The sequence below is a fragment of the Micromonospora humidisoli genome (assembly GCF_016900955.1).
GTDB classification, from domain to species: domain Bacteria; phylum Actinomycetota; class Actinomycetes; order Mycobacteriales; family Micromonosporaceae; genus Micromonospora; species Micromonospora wenchangensis.
In genome coordinates this window covers 478811-493979 of the sequence record NZ_JAFEUO010000005.1, presented here as the reverse complement: position 1 = coordinate 493979, position 15169 = coordinate 478811, and the positions used below count along the sequence as shown (strand labels likewise).

Annotated in this window: 15 protein-coding genes; 7 read left to right on the top strand and 8 right to left on the bottom strand. The window is 73.1% G+C overall.

Annotated elements, in window-relative coordinates:
- Positions 1–21: 21 nt before the first annotated feature.
- Together JQN84_RS20850 and sthA are read right to left on the bottom strand one after the other, a co-directional pair.
- Positions 22–1233 carry an ROK family protein gene (locus JQN84_RS20850; protein WP_204960180.1) on the bottom strand — a complete coding sequence of 404 codons (1212 nt, stop codon included), beginning with the start codon at positions 1231–1233 and terminating at the stop codon, positions 22–24.
- A 148-nt stretch (positions 1234–1381) separates the two neighbouring features.
- Complete coding sequence (gene sthA / locus JQN84_RS20845) at positions 1382–2785, bottom strand: Si-specific NAD(P)(+) transhydrogenase (RefSeq protein ID WP_204960179.1); 1404 nt, start codon at positions 2783–2785, stop codon at positions 1382–1384.
- Positions 2786–2872: 87 nt separating this feature from the next.
- Here sthA and JQN84_RS20840 point away from each other — a divergent pair, with 87 nt between their 5' ends.
- From JQN84_RS20840 to JQN84_RS20830, 3 genes are all read left to right on the top strand, one after another.
- Positions 2873–3088, top strand: coding sequence for a DUF1905 domain-containing protein (locus JQN84_RS20840; protein ID WP_204960178.1), 216 nt, complete (start codon positions 2873–2875; stop codon positions 3086–3088).
- A 149-nt stretch (positions 3089–3237) separates the two neighbouring features.
- Positions 3238–4872: an LLM class flavin-dependent oxidoreductase gene (locus tag JQN84_RS20835; RefSeq protein ID WP_204960177.1), complete on the top strand. Its 1635-nt coding sequence runs from the start codon at positions 3238–3240 to the stop codon at positions 4870–4872.
- Between the two features lie 175 nt (positions 4873–5047).
- Positions 5048–5185, top strand: a complete 138-nt coding sequence (locus tag JQN84_RS20830; RefSeq protein WP_204960176.1) for a hypothetical protein — start codon at positions 5048–5050, stop codon at positions 5183–5185.
- A 51-nt stretch (positions 5186–5236) separates the two neighbouring features.
- Here JQN84_RS20830 and JQN84_RS20825 read toward each other — a convergent pair whose 3' ends face one another.
- Positions 5237–6259: a glycoside hydrolase family 43 protein gene (locus JQN84_RS20825; protein ID WP_204960175.1), complete on the bottom strand. Its 1023-nt coding sequence runs from the start codon at positions 6257–6259 to the stop codon at positions 5237–5239.
- A 204-nt stretch (positions 6260–6463) separates the two neighbouring features.
- On the opposite strand from JQN84_RS20825, the gene JQN84_RS20820 reads away from it, so the two are divergent.
- Both JQN84_RS20820 and JQN84_RS20815 read left to right on the top strand, forming a co-directional pair.
- Positions 6464–7336 carry an endonuclease/exonuclease/phosphatase family protein gene (locus tag JQN84_RS20820; RefSeq protein WP_204960174.1) on the top strand — a complete coding sequence of 291 codons (873 nt, stop codon included), beginning with the start codon at positions 6464–6466 and terminating at the stop codon, positions 7334–7336.
- 124 nt (positions 7337–7460) lie between these two features.
- Entirely contained in the window at positions 7461–9005 is a 1545-nt protein-coding gene (locus JQN84_RS20815) for an NAD(P)-binding domain-containing protein (protein WP_204960173.1), read from the top strand.
- Here JQN84_RS20815 and JQN84_RS20810 read toward each other — a convergent pair.
- The 5 genes from JQN84_RS20810 to JQN84_RS20790 all read right to left on the bottom strand — a co-directional run bounded on the left by JQN84_RS20810 (position 8989) and on the right by JQN84_RS20790 (position 13863).
- On the bottom strand, positions 8989–9588 hold the full coding sequence (locus JQN84_RS20810) for a nitroreductase family protein (protein ID WP_239485903.1): 600 nt from the start codon (positions 9586–9588) through the stop codon (positions 8989–8991). The two genes, JQN84_RS20815 and JQN84_RS20810, sit on opposite strands and share 17 nt — an antisense overlap.
- A 178-nt stretch (positions 9589–9766) precedes the next feature.
- The gene (locus JQN84_RS20805) at positions 9767–10918 is read right to left on the bottom strand and encodes a carboxylate-amine ligase (protein ID WP_204960171.1); all 1152 of its coding nucleotides are present in this window, start codon (positions 10916–10918) and stop codon (positions 9767–9769) included.
- 74 nt (positions 10919–10992) lie between these two features.
- The gene (locus JQN84_RS20800; protein ID WP_204960170.1) at positions 10993–12129 is read right to left on the bottom strand and encodes a M20 family metallopeptidase; all 1137 of its coding nucleotides are present in this window, start codon (positions 12127–12129) and stop codon (positions 10993–10995) included.
- Between the two features lie 77 nt (positions 12130–12206).
- Entirely contained in the window at positions 12207–13460 is a 1254-nt protein-coding gene (locus JQN84_RS20795; protein ID WP_204960169.1) for an RNA polymerase sigma factor, read from the bottom strand.
- Positions 13461–13470: 10 nt separating this feature from the next.
- The gene (locus JQN84_RS20790) at positions 13471–13863 is read right to left on the bottom strand and encodes a YciI family protein (protein WP_239485902.1); all 393 of its coding nucleotides are present in this window, start codon (positions 13861–13863) and stop codon (positions 13471–13473) included.
- Between the two features lie 137 nt (positions 13864–14000).
- Here JQN84_RS20790 and JQN84_RS20785 point away from each other — a divergent pair, with 137 nt between their 5' ends.
- Both JQN84_RS20785 and JQN84_RS20780 read left to right on the top strand, forming a co-directional pair.
- Positions 14001–14207 carry a hypothetical protein gene (locus JQN84_RS20785; RefSeq protein WP_204960167.1) on the top strand — a complete coding sequence of 69 codons (207 nt, stop codon included), beginning with the start codon at positions 14001–14003 and terminating at the stop codon, positions 14205–14207.
- Positions 14208–14322: 115 nt separating this feature from the next.
- Complete coding sequence (locus tag JQN84_RS20780) at positions 14323–15093, top strand: neutral zinc metallopeptidase (RefSeq protein WP_204960166.1); 771 nt, start codon at positions 14323–14325, stop codon at positions 15091–15093.
- Positions 15094–15169: the final 76 nt, after the last annotated feature.

Sequence of the window (15169 nt, the reverse complement as noted above, 5' to 3'; positions counted from 1 at the left end):
AACCGGTTTTCGGCCGGCCGCTCAGCCGACCGGCGTCCCCAGCGGGTCGGCGAGCAGCCGGGTGAAGCCGAGTTCCGCCGCGCCGACCAGGGTGGCGTCGTCGCCGAGGGCGGACACCCGCAACCGAGCCCGGGTACGCGAGACCGGCAGGACGTTGACGGCGATCCGCTCCCGCACGTGCGCCGCCGAGCCCCGGTACACCTCCCGCAGCATCCCGCCGAAGATCACCATGCCGGGGTTGAACAGGTTGATCACGTTCGCCACCCCGATGCCGAGCCAGTCGCCGACGGTCCGCAGCGCCTCCCGGGCCGCCGGATCGCCCCGGTCCGCCGCGTCGACCACCTCGCGGACCGCGTCCCGGCCGATCCGGTCGCCGGGCCGACCGGCGGCGTCGAGCAGCGCCCGCTCGCCGACCTCCGCCTCCAGGCAGCCGCGTGAGCCACACCCGCAGGGTCTGCCGTCGTACGGGTTGACCAGCATGTGACCGACCTCGGAGCCGTACCCGCCGTCGCCGCCGAGCAGCTCGCCGCCCACGATGATCCCGCCGCCGACCCCGACGTCGCCGTGCAGGTAGACCAGGTTGTCCACCCCGACACCCACCCCGCGCCGGTGCTCGGCCACCGCGCCCAGATGGGCCTCGTTGCCGACCAGGACCGGCAGGCCGAGATCGAGCCGGCGGGCCAGCTCCGCGCCGAACGCCTGGTCCACCCAGCCCATGTCCGGCCCGAAGCGCACCATCCCGTCGCCCGGCCGGATCATCCCGCAGTACGACGCGCCGATCCCGACGCAGGCCGCCCCCGACGCCGCCGTGGCGTGCAGCTGCCGGCCGAGGTCGGCCAGCACCCGCACGACGGTGTCCAGGTCGACGCCCGCGCGGGCCCGGCGCGCCTCGCGGCGATCCTGGATCGCCCCGCCCAGCCCCACCCGGGCCGCGACCAGCCGGTCCACCGCGATGTCGAAGGCGATCACGTAGACCCGGTCGGCGGCCGGCCGGACCATCAGGGACGGTCGCCCGGCCCGCCCGGTCAGCTCGGCGGAGTCCTCCCGCACCAGGCCGGCCGCGACCAGTTCCGTGGTGAGCGACAGGACCGTGCTGCGGTTGACGCCCAGCCACTCGGCCAGGCCGGCCCGCGACACCGGGCCACCGAGATGCACCCGCCGCAGCAACGCCCCGAGGCTCCGGCGACGGCTGTCACCCGGCGACTGCCCGTCCACTGTGGGACTTCTCGGCATCACGGCGGGCCCTGTCGATCGGCTGCTGACTACCCGTCGAGCGTAGTTGCCGACCTGCCGTGCGTCACCCCGCGTGCCGGGGCCGGTGACCGTCCCCACCCACCGGTGCGGGTCCCGCAGGATCGCGGTGCCCGCACCGGGCGGCGGGTCAGCCGTCGATCCGGGTGATGTTGCGGATCTTGTTGGCCGCGTCCAGGGCGGCGACCTTGTACGCCTCGGACAGGGTCGGATAGTTGAAGACCGTGTCGATCAGGTAGTCGACCGTGCCACCGCAGCCCATCACGGTCTGCCCGATGTGGACGATCTCGGTCGCGCCGGTGCCGAACACGTGCACCCCGAGCAGCCGGCCGTCCTGCGGGGAGACGAGCAGTTTCAACATGCCGTACGAGTCGCCGACGATCTGCCCCCGGGCCAGCTCGCGGTAGCGGGCGATGCCGACCTCGAACGGGGTGGAGCTGTTGGTCAGCTCCTCCTCGGTCTTGCCGACGAAACTGATCTCCGGAATCGTGTAGATGCCGATCGGCTGCAACTCCTGGAGTTCACGGGCCGGCTCGCCGCAGGCGTGCTGCGCGGCCATCCGGCCCTGCTCCATCGAGGTGGACGCCAACGCCGGGAAGCCGATCACGTCACCCACCGCGTAGATGTGCTCCACGCTGGTGCGGTAGTGCTCGTCCACCGCGATCCGGCCACGCTTGTCGGCCTCCAGGCCCGCCGCGTCCAGGGCCAGGTCGTCGGTCTGCCCCTGCCGACCGGCCGAGTACATCACCGTGTCGGCGACGATCTTCTTGCCGCTCTTGAGGACGCACAGCGCCGCGTTCTGGTGCTTCTCCACCGCGGCGACCTCCTCGCCAAAGCGGAACGTCACCGACAGGTCACGCAGGTGGTACTTCAGCGACTCGATGATCTCCTCGTCGCAGAAGTCGAGCATCCGGTCCCGGCGTTCCACCACGGTCACCTTCGTGCCCAGCCCGGCGAACATCGAGGCGTACTCCATGCCGATCACGCCGGCACCGACCACCACCATGCTGCGCGGCACGGCCTGCAGGTTGATCACCCCGTCGGAGTCGACGATCGTCCGGTCGTCGAAGTCGACGCTGTCCGGGCGGGCCGGCCGGGTGCCGGCGGCGATGACGGCCTTGTCGAAGGTGATCCGGGTGTCGTGGCCGGAGCCGCCGTCCACCCAGATCGAGTGCGGGTCGGCGAACCGGCCGGTGCCGGTGATCAGCGCGACCCGGTTGCGGGCAAGCTGGTTGCGGATCACGTCGGTCTGCCGCTCGATCACATGCTGGGTGCGGGCGGCCAGGTCGGCGACGGTGATCTCCTCCTTGACCCGGTAGCTGCTGCCGTACAGGTCCCGCTGGCTCAGGCCGGTGAGGTAGAGCACGGCCTCCCGCAGCGTCTTGGAGGGGACGGTGCCGGTGTTGATGCACACCCCACCGATCATGTCGCGGCGGTCCACGATGCCGACCCGCCTACCGAGCTTCGCGGCGGCGATCGCCGCCTTCTGACCGCTGGGCCCGGAGCCCAGCACCAACAGGTCGTAGTCATACACGGCACCTAGCCTCGCAAGGTGCCGCAACTTCCGCCAGTCGTGATCGTCCCGGTGGCCGGGACGGGGCGCTGTTCCTATCCTGACCCGGTGGAACTGGCGTTCAGCGGTGAACTGTGGTGGTGGAAGGGGCCGGCGCCCTGGCACTTCGTCACCGTCCCCGACGACGAGTGCGCGGCGCTGTCGACGGCGTCCGCCGCGGTCAGCTACGGCTGGGGCATGGTCCCGGTGAAGACCCGGGTGCGGGCGGCCGAAGGGCTCGCGGTGGGCGACCGGGTGGCCGTGCACCTCACCGTCGACGTCTGAGCACACCGGCAGCCCGCCCCGCGCGGACCCGAAACCCGCGACCGCCAGGCGGGTGGGCGCAGGTCGGCGCTACGGTGGGCCGGTCGCCCCACCGCGCCGGGCCGCCGGGCGACGCCGCACGCGACGAGGGGACAGGTGACGGCGACGTCATGACCGACTACGGACACGAGCTGCTGTTCGGCGGCTTCCTCACCCCGGACGCCCGGCAGCCGGAGCAGGTCGTCGCCCGCGCCCGGCTCTGTGAGCAGGTCGGCCTGGACCTCGTCACCTTCCAGGACCACCCCTACCAGCCGGGTTTCCTCGACACCTGGACGCTGATGTCCTACCTGGCGGCGGCGACCAGCCGGATCAGGTTGGCCGGCAACGTGCTCAACCTGCCGCTGCGGCAGCCGGTGGTGCTGGCCCGCAGCGTCGCCAGCCTCGACCTGCTCAGCGGCGGCCGGGTCGAGCTCGGCCTCGGCGCGGGCGCGTTCTGGGACGCCATCGAGGCCAACGGGGGCCGACGGCGCACCCCCGGGCAGGCGGTGGACGCCCTCGACGAGGCGATCCGGATCATCCGGGAGGTGTGGGCCGCCGACCGGCGCGGCGGGGTACGCGTCGACGGCGAGCACTACCGGGTGGTCGGCGCGAAGCGCGGCCCCGCCCCGGCGCACCCGGTGGGAATCTGGGTCGGCGCGTACAGGCCGAGGTTGCTGCGGCTGGTGGGGCGGACGGCGGACGGCTGGCTGCCGTCCCTGGCGTACCTGCCGAACGGGCCGGCCGACCTGGCCGGGCTCAACGCGCTGGTCGACGAGGGCGCGGCGGCGGCCGGGCGGGACCCCGCCGGGGTACGGCGGTTGCTGAACGTCTCCGGTCGGTTCACCGGCACCGGCGCGGGCTTCCTCGACGGGCCGCCCCGGCAGTGGGTGCGGGAGCTGACCGACCTGGCGCTGGAGCACGGCACCTCCGGGTTCGTCCTCGGCACCGACGACCCCGCCAGCATCCAGCTCTTCGCCCAGGAGGTCGCCCCCGGCGTCCGCGAGCTGGTCGCCGCCGAGCGGGCCGGCTCGACGTCGGCCACCCCGCCGCCGGGGGAGCCGACCGGCACGGCGGGGCCGACCGGGGCGACAGAACCGTCCGGGGCGACGGGACCGGCGCAGGGGCGGCGGGAGACGGTCCGGGCCGGGGGCGTGGCGGGGCTCGCGGTCACCCCCACCCCCGCGCCGCAGGTACGGCACAGCGACCACCGGCTTTGGGACGAGTCGACCCGGCCCGTCGCCCCGCCCGCCCCGGCCGGGTACGTCTACTCCCCGCAGGCCCAGGCCGTCGGCGGGCACCTGGTCGATGTGCACGACCACCTGCGCCGGGAGTTGGGCGAGATCCGCGACCTGCTCGACCAGGTCCGCCGGGGGGTGGTCTCCGCCGGGGACGCCCGGGGCGCGCTCAACCGGATGACCCTGCGGCAGAACAACTGGACGCTGGGGGCGTACTGCGCCGCCTACTGCACGCTGGTCACCCAGCACCACGGGCTGGAGGACGACGCGATCTTCCCGCACCTGAGGCGGGCCGATCCGGGGCTGGTCCCGGTGATCGACCGGCTGGAGCAGGAACACGTCGTCATCCACGAGGTCGTCGAGGGTGTCGACCGGGCCCTGGTCGCGCTGATCGGGGACCCGGGGCGGCTGACCGGCCTGCAGCAGGCGGTGGACGTGCTCACCGACACCCTGCTGTCGCACCTGTCCTACGAGGAACGGAACATCGTCGAACCCCTGGCCCGGTACGGCTTCTTCCCCGGCCAACTCTGAGCGGCCGGGGTCACCGCGGTGCCGGCCGGGCCCGGCGACGGGCGGTGCCCGGCGGGGAACGTCGTTCGGGCCGCCGTGCCATAATCGTGCTGGTGCCCGTGGTTGTCACCGTCGGGCCCGGGGGGCCGCCTCCGCAGCACGCGGACGGCGGGGGAACCAACCCCCGGAGGCCACAGTGGATTCCACCTCTCTCACCGCTCTCGTCGACCTGCTCGACGGCCTGTTGCAGTTGGGTGCCGCCGCGCTCAGCCTCGCCGCCGCCGTCGTGGTCGCCCGCAGCACCCGCCGGTCGGGCCGGCGGCGCGACGACTGACCACCCCCGGGCGCGGCCCGACCGGCCCACCGCTGGTCGTCGCCGGCCGGGTCAGAGGAACGCGCCGACCCGGGGGGTCGCGCCGTCCCACCGGAAGATCGCCGCGTACAACGCCCGGCGGGCGTCGGCCGGCAGCGAACCGTCGGCCTGCTGCCGGCACGGGGTGGTGCCGGCACAGACCCACCCGTGCAGGAACAACCGCTGCTCGTCGTCGACCAGGGCGGGGACGAGGTCCGCGCCACCCGGGCCGCAGATTCCGGTGCCGGACGTGGTGAGCAGCGGGTGCTCGGTCCGGCCGTGGAAGTCCCAGCGGTCGGTGGAGGTCAGGTAGACGGTGGCGTAGCTGCAGTTGTCGTACCCGTACCGGGAGGCGAACAGCACGAAGGTGGATCCCCGCTGCCGCAGCACCGGGTTCTCGATGATGCCGTCGTTGCGGAGCAGTTCACCGCTGGCGTTGCCGACCCAGCGGGTGCCGGTGTCGTCGAGCCGCAGCATCCGGATCGACGACGGCGTCTGCTGCGTCTTGTAGAGCACGAACCGTCGGCCGTCGGCGTCCTCGAACGGGGACGGGTCGATCACCCCGGCGGCGGCCACCGGCCGCCCCGGCACCGCGTCGTCGGCCCCGTGCGCGCCGCCCGGGCAGATCAGCGGCGCGGTGCCGACCGGCGTGTACGGCCCACCGACGACGTCGGACGTGGCCGCACCGATGCACCGCTGCCCGTTCCTACCCTTGGCCGGCACCGAGTAGTAGAGCACCCAACCGGTGGCGGTGTGAACCGCCTCGGGGGCCCACACCGTGCCGTTGTCGGCCCAGTCCGGCACCGACCCGAGTGTCGTGCCGAGGCTGCTCCACGGCCCGGACGCGGTCTCACCCCGGTAGGCCGGGGCACGTCCACCCGTGGCGAACACGACGAAGCTGTCACCGTGCCGCACCACGCCGGGGTCGGCGATCCCGCCCGTGGGGGCGTACACCGGTTGCGGGGTGGCGGCGGTGGCGGGCGCGGCGGCGGTGCCGGCGACGACCGTCACCACGACGGCGACCAACGCCGGCCGCCAGGTCCTTCGTAGGTGCATGGGCTCTCCCTGGCGTGACGGCGGCGGAGGGGGCGTCGCGGGTGTCCGGGTCGCTCCGCCGGCTGGATCGGCAATTCACTGCGGACAATGCGTGTGCGTTGTCCGGAGGCTGAAACTAAGCTACCGTGCCACCGTTGGCAAAGTAACCTTTCTTCATGGCCGGGTCGTGTCGCGCCGGTCGTCAGCGCTCCGGAGAGGACAGCCATGGCACGCGGAGAACGATGGTCGGCGCGCGGTGCAGGAGCCCTCGTCGGCGCGGCGGTGCTGCTGGTGAGCCTGGTGCCGGCCACTCCCGCCGCCGCGAACTCCACCTTCCAGGCGGCGACCCTGAACATCCTCAACGAGCTGAACCAGGCCGACTTCGTCCACGACCTGGAACTGATCACCGCCAAGGCGGACCTGGTCGGGCTCAACGAGGTCGGCAACCGCAAGGCGTACCTGAAGGACTGGGCCGCGGACAACGGCTGGTGGCTGTACGCGCCCGAACCGACGCAGGCGGCCAACGAGGCGCTGTTGGCCCGCAAGAGCATGTTCGAGGTGCTCGACAAGGGGTCCAACTTCGTGTGCGACACCAACGGGCCGGGCGAGGTGCCGCCGGCCCGCTACAACAACTGGGTCCGCTACCGGCACAAGGCGACCGGGCGCAGCGTGTACCACATCAACGCGCACGCCAACGCCAGCATCGAGAACAACGGCCGGCCCGAGGACCTGCCCCGCACCGCCTGCGCCGAGCAGCAGTTCCAGGCCCTGAAGGACCTGGCGGCGGCCAAGAAGGACTCCGGCCAGGTCATCGTCAGCGGCGACCTGAACGTCGACTTCAGCGCCGACCGGGCCTACGGGTACCAGAAGTTCCCCTGGCAGGTCTTCGAGGCCAACGAGCTGCCGAACCTGCGGTCCTGCTACAACCTGTACGGCGAGAAGGCCAACGGGACGCACGGCAACCGGCACATCGACTACATCTACTTCTGGAAGCGGCTGGAGGAGTACCGCGAGATGTGGATGACCGACTACAGCATCGTCAGCGGCACCAACTCCGACCACAACGGCGTGGTGGCCGCGTTCACCATCGCGTCGTAGCCGGGCCGGTTCCGCGTCGCCCCCGGCGGGTCCGGCTGCGGTTCGCCCGGCCGTCGACCATTGACACATCTCGTGGTCCACCTCATCGTCGGAGCAACCGCCTCCGCACCGAAGGGTTCACCTGATGGTCGACACCACGCACACGTACGTCATCGTCGGAGCCGGGCCCGCCGGCCTGCAACTGAGTTACTACCTTCAGCAGCAGGGCGCCGACTACCTGACGCTCGAACGTGGCGCCGAGCCGGGGGGCTTCTTCCGGCGGTTCCCGCGCCACCGCCGCCTGATCTCGTTGAACAAGGTGCACACCGACAGCAGCGACCCCGAGATCCGACTGCGGTGGGACTGGAACTCGCTGCTCAACGACGATCCGGAACTGCTGTTCCCGAACTTCAGCCAGGAGTACCTGCCGGCCGCCGACGACCTGGTGCGGTACCTCGCCGAGTTCCAGCGGGTACACCAGCTCCGGGTCCGCTACGGCACCACCGTCGAGCAGATCTCCCGCGACGACGACGGGTTCACCGTCCGTACCGACCGGGGTGTCGTACGGGCGCGGTGCCTGATCGTGGCGACCGGCTGGGGGCGGCCGTTCGTGCCGGACATCAAGGGCATCGAGCACGCCACCGGTTACGAGGAGATGGACGTCGACCCCGACCGGTACGCCGGCAAGCGGGTCCTGATCATCGGCAAGGGCAACTCGGCGTTCGAGACCGCCTCGTCGATCCTGGGCAAGGCGTCGATGGTGCACCTGGCCAGCCGGCAGCCGCTGCGGCTGGCCTGGAACACCAAGCACCCGGGCGACGTCCGGGGCCAGTACGGCGCGATCCTCGACAGCTACCAGTTCAAGACGCTGCACTCGGTGCTCGACTGCACCATCGACGAGATCCGGCCTGTCGACGGCAGGTTCCGGGTCTCGATCACCTACACCCACGCGCAGGGCGAGACCGCCGAACTCGACTACCACGAGGTGCTGCGCTGCACCGGATTCCGGATGGACACCTCCCTGTTCGACGCCTCCTGCGTCCCGGACATGGTGCGGGACGGCCGGATGCCGGGCCTGCGTCCCGACTGGCAGTCGAGCAACGTCGACGACCTGTACTTCGCCGGCACCATCGCCCAGGCGCGGGACGTGAAGCACGCCTCGTCGCCGTTCATCGACGGGTTCCGGTACAACCTGCGTACCTTCACCCGGCTGCTGCGGGAGCGGTACGACGACGTGCCGCTGCCCGTGGGCACCGTGTCGGGCGAGCCGGCCTCGCTGACCAAGGTGATGCTGGACCGGGTCAACTGGAGTTCGGCGCTGTGGACCCAGTTCGAGTACCTCTGCGACGTCTTCGTCCGCGACGACGCCACGGGCGACTTCCGGCACCACGAGGACCTGCCGGAGGACTACGCCGTGCAGCGGTTCGCCGACTCCCCGCACTGCTACACCCTGGCCCTGCGCTGGGGCCGCGACGACTACGGCGACGTGTTCGCCATCGAGCGGCACCCGACCCCGGACCGGGCCCGGGAGAGCGCCTTCATCCACCCGGTGATCCGGCGGTACCGCCACGGCGAACTGGTGGCCGAGCAGCACCTGCTGGAGGATCTGCTGGCCGAGTGGCGGCGGCCGGACCGGCACGTGGAGCCACTGGTGCGCTTCCTCAGCCGGGACCTCACTGACGGATCATGATCTCGTCAAGCGGTTTGCGGGCCAGGTCGGGCACCCGCGCATCCGGCGCGGGGTACCCGACCGGCAGCACCAGGTTCGGTCGTTCCTCCGGCGGGCGTCCGCACACCTCGTTGAGGAACCGCATCGGGCTGGGTGTGTGCGTCAGGGTGGCCAGACCGACCTGGTGCAGCGCGGTGATCAGCAGGCCGACCGCGATGCCCACGGACTCCTTGACGTAGTACGGCTTGGGGCTGTGCGGCCCCTGGTGCACCTCGAACACGACGATGACGGCGGGTGCGGTCTCCAGGAACGGCTTCTCCCAGTCGGTGCCGAGCGCGGCGATCGCACCCAGCCACTCCTGCGGCGCGCGCCGCTGGTAGAAGTCGCGTTCCTCGGCCTCGGCCGCCGCGCGCAGCCGGCGCTTGCGGGCCGGATCGGTCAGCACGACGAACCGCCACGGCTGCACGTTGGCCCCGCTGGGGGCGGTCGAGGCGGCCCTGATCGCCGCCTCGATCACCCCCTCGGGTATCGGGTCGGGAGCGAAGTCGCGCACCGACCGGCGGCGGGCCATCTGTTCGGCGAACGCCTCCGCCGCGCGGACCATGTCCGCTGCCGGACGGCGTTCGAGTCGGATCGGAACGGTGGGTAGCTGGACCGTGTCGGCCATCTGTCGCCTCCCTGGCAGAGCCGCGGCCGGACCCGGTCGTGTCCCACTCCACAGTGGACGCGGGGACCGCGCGGGCCGGCTGCTCCCAGCATTTCCGAGGCGGGCCGGTTCGTCGTTACGCCAGTGTGCTGTCTTGCCCGCCGGGTCCGTCCGCGGCGGTCGCGGCGACCAGCGCGGCGACCACGTCGGTGAGTTGGCCCCTGGTGGCCGCCGCCGCCCGCTGCCGGGCCGCGCCGTCGCCGTCGACCGCCAGCCCGGCCAGCCACCGTTGCACCCGGGGGCCGTCGCCGGTCTCCTCCAACGCCGGCCGGGCCAGCTCGACCAGTTGCGCGGCGAGCACCCCGGCGGGCAGCAGCCGGCCGGTGCCGACCTCGACGCCGTGGCCGCACATCCCGTCGCGTGCCGCCCGCCAGTACGCCAGCCGCATCAGGTCCGGGTCGGTGCGGGGCCCCTCGTCGCCCCGCTCGACGGCCGTCGCGGCGACCATCGCCAGGGCCCGGACCAGCGCCGCGAACCCGGCGGACTCGGCGGCGGTGATCGGCATGTCGGCCACCCGCACCTCAAGGGTGGGATGGCGGGCCGACAGCCGCAGGTCCCAGAAGATCGTCCCCGAGTCGACCATCGCGCCCGCGTCGAGCAGCAGGTCGATGTGTGCGTCGTACTGCCGGGCCGAGGTCAGGAAGGGCGGTGGCCCGGCCACCGGCCAGCGCTGCCAGGTCAGGCTGCGCCAGCTCGCGTAGCCGGTGTCGCGTTCGCGCCAGTAGGGCGAGTTGGCGGTGAGCGCCAGCAGCACCGGCAGGTGCGGACGGAGGTGGTTGCCGACCAGCACCGCCCGGTCGCGGTCCGGCTGCTCCACGTGCACGTGCACCGCGCAGATCGCCAGGTCGTCGTGCAACCCCCGGTAGGTGGCGTTGCCCCGGTCCTGCCGTGGCCCCTGGGTGATCGGCGGCGGCACCGCCGGGCCGAGCACCGGAGAGCCGGTGGCGACCACCCGCAGCCCGTCCCGACCCGCCGCCGCCTGCAACGCGCCACGCGCCCCGACGAGTTGCGCGTGCAGCTCCGCCACCGTGCGGCAGGGCTCGGTACGGGTTTCGATCTGCAACTCGGTGATCTCGCCACCCACCCGGCCGCCGAGCTCCGCCCGGGCCCGGTCGACCACCGTGGCGGCCTGCGGCGTCACCTCGCCCCGCTCGGCGTCGACGACGAGGAACTCCTCCTCGACGCCGAGCCGGGGAATGGACGACCCTGACCGCTGTGCCGTGCTCATGCGCGCGTTCGACCCCTGCCCGTCGGTCGCTCGCCGACAGGGGGTAGCCTACGGCCCCACCGGCCGGACCGCGCTCAGGAGTTGTCCTTCGTGGACAGTTGGTCGACCAGACCGGCCAGCAGGGCGGTACGCTCCGGCATCCGGTCGAGGCGGACGTACTCGTCGCGGGCGTGCGCCCCACCACCCACCGCGCCCAACCCGTCCAGGGTCGGCACCCCCAGCGCGGCAGTGAAGTTGCCGTCGGACGCGCCCGCCACGTGCGCCCCGGTCAGGGCCGGCAGGCCGAGCCGGTCGGCGACCGACCGGGCGGTCTCCAACAGCGGCCGGGCCAGCTCCGCCGGCATCGGATGACGGCCGATGCGGCCCTCCACCGCCACCGTCGCCTCGGGCAGGAACGGCACCAGCTCGTGGATGGCCCGGTCGATGCGTTCGAGTTCGGCACTGGTCCACGCCCGGACGTCGACCGCCAGACTGGCCAGCTCCGGCACCGTGTTGGTGGTGGTGCCCGCCGCCAGCAGCGTCGGGGTGACCGACGTGCCGCCGCTGTGCCCCGCGCCGAGGGCGCGCAGCGTGAGGATCTGGTGGGCCACCTCGACGGTGGCGTTCACCCCCCGCTGGGGTTCCACCCCGGCATGGGCGGCCCGGCCCTGCACGATGACCCGGTACACCGAGCCCCCCTTGCGGGCCACCTTCACCTCCCCCTGCGGGGTGGCCGCCTCGCAGACCAGCACCGCGTCCGAGCGCAGCGCCTCCCGCTCGATCAGCGGCCGGGACGTGCCGGAGCCGGTCTCCTCGTCGCAGGTGAGCAGCACGCCGACCGTGGAGGTGTCCGCCAGCAGGCCCAACGCGGTGAACATCTGCACGATCCCGGCCTTCATGTCGCACACCCCGGGACCGGTGGCGACGTCCCCGCGTACGGTGAACGGCCGGGACCTGACGGTGCCGATGGGGAAGACCGTGTCGAAGTGGCCGAGCAGCAGCACCCGTTGCCGGGCCGCCGGCCACAGCAGGTGCGGCAGCCCGTCCACGACGACCCGTTCGGCGGGCCGGCCGAGCACCTGCTCGCCCCAGCCGGCGAGCAGGTCGGCGCAGGACTCCAGGTGGGGCAGGTCGCCCGGGGCGGACTCGGCCGCGACCAGGTCCCCCAGCCGGTCCACCATCTCGGCGCGCAGTTTCGTCGCGGCGCCCAGCAGATCGCGCTGATGGTCCATCGAGCACTCCAGGTTCGAAGACGGTGACGGGCCCGGCCAGGCGACCCACCCACCATCGCAGCGTCGCCCGCCGACGGTCATCCGTTGCCGTGCTCACCGTCCCCGGCATCGGTCAGCCGCGCCAGCCGGCCGTACAGGTAGCGCTGGCGGGCGAGGTTCGTCGACCGTCGGGCCGCGTGCGCGTACGCGGTCCGGGCCTCGGCGGTCCTGCCGCAGCGTTCCAGCAGGTGGGCGCGGGCGGCGTGCCGCCGGGGGTCGTCGCCGACGCGGGGGTCGTCGGCCAGCGCGTCGAGCAGCCGCAGCCCGGCGGCGGGACCCCGGGCCATCGCCACCGCCACCGCGTGGTTGAGCGCCACCACCGGGTTGTCCGACATCCCCAGCAGCACCCCGTACAGGGCCTCGATCTGCGCCCAGTCGGTCGCTGCGGCGCTGGCTGCCTCGTCGTGCACCGCCGCGATCGCCGCCTGGAGCTGGTAGGGCCCGATGTCGCCGCGCGGCAGCACCGCGCTGACCAGGGCCACCCCCTCGGCGATCTGGTCGGCCCGCCAGCGGCGGCGGTCCTGCTGCGCCATCGGCACCAGCTCACCGTCCGGGCCGACCCGGGCCGGCCCCCGGGCGTCGGTGAGCAGCATCAACGCCAGCAGCCCGGTCACCTCCGGATCGTCGGGCAGCAACCGGTGCAGCAGCCGGGTCAGCCGGATCGCCTCGGCGGACAGGTCCACCCGGCACAGGCGCGGGCCGGTGGTGCCGACGTACCCCTCGTTGAAGATCAGGTAGAGCACCTGCCGGACGGCGTCGAGCCGGGCTGCGCGCTCGTCGGGTCCGGGCAGCGCGAACGGCAGCCCGCTGTCCCGGATGCGCTGCTTGGCGCGGGTGATCCGCCGGGTCATGGTCGCCTCGGGCACCAGGAACGCCCGCGCCACCTCGGCGGTGCCCAACCCGCCGACGGCGCGCAGGGTCAATGCGATCTGGGCGGCCGGCGGCAGCGCCGGATGACAGCACAGGAACAGCAGCACCAGGCTGTCGTCGCCCGGCTCCCGGTGGTCGGCCGCCGGGGCGGACCACGGCTGCGCGCGGCCGACGTCGTCCTCCCGCCGTCGCCGGGCCTGTTCGGCGCGGAGCAGGTCGGTCAGCCGCCGGGCGGCCACCGTGACCAGCCAGCCTCGGGGCTGCTCCGGCAGCCCCTCGACCGGCCAGCGGGTCGCGGCGGCCAGCAGCGCCTCCTGGACGGCGTCCTCGGCGGCGTCGAAGTGGCCGTACCGGCGGACGACCGCGCCGAGGACCTGCGGCGCGAGCACGCGCAACAGGTCCTCGACGGTGGACGGTCCCATCGCGTGAGGGTCAGCCGTCCAGGTCGTCGATGCCGTCGGCGACCGGCCGTACGTCGACGTACCCGCCCTCGGCGTCCGGGTCGACGAACCGGGCGGCGATCTGGGTGGCCCGGTCGAAGCTGACACAGTCGACGACGGTGAACCCGGCGAGCACCTCCTGCGTCTCCGGGTACGGCCCGTCGGTCACCACCGGCGTGCCCTGTCGCAGCCGTACCCGGCGGGCGTGCACCGGCGCGGTCAACCCCTGCCCGTCGACCAGCTCACCGGATTCGGCCAGTTCCTGGTGCACCGCCGCCATGTGCTCGTGCACCGCGGCGACCTGCTCCGGCGTCATCGGCGGCTGGGCCCCGGGGCGGCCGGCCATGGCGTCGTAGTCGCGCTGCGAGCCGTACAACATGATCATGTATTTCACGGGCTCTCCTCTCGGCCGCCGGGTGCGGCCGGACACCCGGGACGTCGGAGCCGCCGGGGCGATCCGGACACCGGCTGCGAGGCTAGTCGCCGACCGGGCGGGTGGCGACGGTCACCTACCGTGGCCTCATGACGACGATGTGGCTCGTGCTCGGGGTGGCGGCCCTGGTGATGATCGGCACGGTCGGCTGGGTCGCCTGGCGCGACCGGGCCCGCACCGTCGGGGCCGAGGACCGCACCGCCGGGCGGGACGCCCAGGCCAGACAGCACCGGTACGAGGCGGAACGCCACTTCGCCCAGAACGACACGATCCATCGGGGCCAGGAGCACCACTGACCGCCCGGCGGGGCCGACCTGGCTCACCCATGGTCAACGGGACGCCGGCCGGGCATGATCGTTCCACGGTCGGGGTACCACCGATCGCAGGACCGGCACGCCTGGGAGGCACACGGTGACGGCAGGCTCGCGACGCCGCTCGCACGGACCACTGCTCGCCGCGTTGACGGCACTGGTGGTGGCGGTCGGTTGCGCGGCCGGCGGGGTGGGGGAGAACGCCCCGCAGGAACCCCGGGAGCCGGCCCCCCGGCAGTCGTCGCGCCCGGCGGCGGCCCCCTCCTCGCCCGAGGCGGAGACCACCCGCGCCGACGGCACCACCAGCGTGGCCGAGTTCAAGAGCGACATCGCCGACGCCGTCACCATCGCCGAACGCTACTGGGCCGCCCAGTTCCGGACCTCCGGCGAGCAGTTCCGCCCGATCAGCCGGATCGTGCCCTACCAGCGTGAGGGCGAGATCTCCTGCGCCGGGCAGGCGCTGCCCCGCAACAACGCGGTCTACTGCTCCCAGGGCGACTTCATCGCCTACGACGTCAACTGGTCGGTGTCGGCGTTCCGGCAGGTCGGCGACGCGTTCGTGTTCTACCTGCTGGGCCACGAGTATGCCCACGGCATCCAGGTCCGCCTCGGCCTGCGCGCCAACTTCACCATCCAGCAGGAGTTGCAGGCCGACTGCATGGCCGGGGCCTACCTCGGCGACTCCGTACGCGACGGCACCCTGCGGCTCGATGCCGGTGACCTCGACGAGTTCCGTGAGGGGCTGCTCGCCGTCGGCGACGACCCCGACCAGCCGTGGTTCGCCGAGGGCTCGCACGGCACCGCCGAACAGCGCACCGACTGGTTCTTCCGCGGCTACGAGCGCTCCCTGGACGCCTGCAACCTGCGCTGAGGAGCAGGTCACGTCCGGCCGGTACGGCGACGGACGGTCCTGGCCCGCCTGGCAGGATCGCCCGGAGACCACCCGC

Bases quoted from the DNA above. Each gene is read 5' to 3' on its own strand.
- JQN84_RS20835 (WP_204960177.1), top strand. From the start codon at position 3,238: ATGACCGACTACGGACACGAGCTGCTGTTCGGCGGCTTCCTCACCCCG.
- JQN84_RS20785 (WP_204960167.1), top strand. From the start codon at position 14,001: ATGACGACGATGTGGCTCGTGCTCGGGGTGGCGGCCCTGGTGATGATC.
- JQN84_RS20850 (WP_204960180.1), bottom strand. From the start codon at position 1,233: ATGCCGAGAAGTCCCACAGTGGACGGGCAGTCGCCGGGTGACAGCCGT.
- JQN84_RS20795 (WP_204960169.1), bottom strand. From the start codon at position 13,460: ATGGGACCGTCCACCGTCGAGGACCTGTTGCGCGTGCTCGCGCCGCAG.
- JQN84_RS20790 (WP_239485902.1), bottom strand. From the start codon at position 13,863: ATGATCATGTTGTACGGCTCGCAGCGCGACTACGACGCCATGGCCGGC.
- JQN84_RS20810 (WP_239485903.1), bottom strand. From the start codon at position 9,588: ATGGTCCGCGCGGCGGAGGCGTTCGCCGAACAGATGGCCCGCCGCCGG.
- JQN84_RS20820 (WP_204960174.1), top strand. From the start codon at position 6,464: ATGGCACGCGGAGAACGATGGTCGGCGCGCGGTGCAGGAGCCCTCGTC.
- JQN84_RS20805 (WP_204960171.1), bottom strand. From the start codon at position 10,918: ATGAGCACGGCACAGCGGTCAGGGTCGTCCATTCCCCGGCTCGGCGTC.
- JQN84_RS20815 (WP_204960173.1), top strand. From the start codon at position 7,461: ATGGTCGACACCACGCACACGTACGTCATCGTCGGAGCCGGGCCCGCC.
- JQN84_RS20800 (WP_204960170.1), bottom strand. From the start codon at position 12,129: ATGGACCATCAGCGCGATCTGCTGGGCGCCGCGACGAAACTGCGCGCC.
- JQN84_RS20825 (WP_204960175.1), bottom strand. From the start codon at position 6,259: ATGCACCTACGAAGGACCTGGCGGCCGGCGTTGGTCGCCGTCGTGGTG.